A 1,182-nucleotide genomic window follows, 5' to 3' on the forward strand; every position below is an offset into this window, starting at 1 on the left:
TTCCAGACGCTTCCACTGACGCAACCGCTGATGATGGTTCCGGGCTCCTCCCCGTTCGCTCGCCGCTACTGGGGGAATCTCGGTTGATTTCTTTTCCTCGGGGTACTTAGATGTTTCAGTTCCCCCGGTTCGCCTCGCAACACTATGTATTCATGTTGCGATGATGCAACGGATTGCACCGGGTTTCCCCATTCGGGTATCGTCGGGGATAACGGTTCATATCACCTTACCGACGCTTATCGCAGATTAGCACGCCCTTCATCGCCTCTGACTGCCAGGGCATCCACCGTGTACGCTTAGTCACTTAACCTCACAACCCACAAGCGTCCCGGAGGACACATGCTGTTGCAGGCATTTGAGAGACCCGACCATAGTGTTTACGCCACTCTTTATACGCAGAGTGACCCACTATGTCGTTTTCAAATTTTCAGCTTGTTCCGGATTGTTAAAGAGCAAATATCACAAAGCCGACTTGATTAAGTCAGTTTTGGGATACTGAGTGATAACGTCTTTCACGCGTTATCGGAGATGGCGTCCCCAAGGGGATTCGAACCCCTGTTACAGCCGTGAAAGGGCAGTGTCCTGGGCCTCTAGACGATGGGGACTCTGATACTGTTGCTCATTCACTTCTATCAGACAATCTGTTGTGGACACTGCGCAGAAAAGTATCTTCTGGTAAGGAGGTGATCCAACCGCAGGTTCCCCTACGGTTACCTTGTTACGACTTCACCCCAGTCATGAATCACAAAGTGGTAAGCGCCCTCCCGAAGGTTAAGCTACCTACTTCTTTTGCAACCCACTCCCATGGTGTGACGGGCGGTGTGTACAAGGCCCGGGAACGTATTCACCGTGGCATTCTGATCCACGATTACTAGCGATTCCGACTTCACGGAGTCGGGTTGCAGACTCCGATCCGGACTACGACGCACTTTATGAGGTCCGCTTGCTCTCGCGAGGTCGCTTCTCTTTGTATGCGCCATTGTAGCACGTGTGTAGCCCTGGTCGTAAGGGCCATGATGACTTGACGTCATCCCCACCTTCCTCCGGTTTATCACCGGCAGTCTCCTTTGAGTTCCCGACCGAATCGCTGGCAACAAAGGATAAGGGTTGCGCTCGTTGCGGGACTTAACCCAACATTTCACAACACGAGCTGACGACAGCCATGCAGCACCTGTCTCACGG

At 52.7% G+C, this 1,182-nt stretch carries 1 tRNA gene and 2 rRNA genes; all 3 read right to left on the reverse strand.

The window, feature by feature from the left end:
- A 23S ribosomal RNA gene (locus GS12_RS22705) occupies nucleotides 1-310 on the reverse strand; the annotation flags it as partial.
- A gap of 219 nt (nucleotides 311-529) precedes the next feature.
- A tRNA-Glu gene (locus GS12_RS22710) sits at nucleotides 530-605 on the reverse strand.
- Between the two features lie 71 nt (nucleotides 606-676).
- A 16S ribosomal RNA gene (locus tag GS12_RS22715) occupies nucleotides 677-1,182 on the reverse strand; the annotation flags it as partial.

It is taken from the genome of Erwinia oleae (assembly GCF_000770305.1).
GTDB lineage: Bacteria > Pseudomonadota > Gammaproteobacteria > Enterobacterales > Enterobacteriaceae > Erwinia > Erwinia oleae.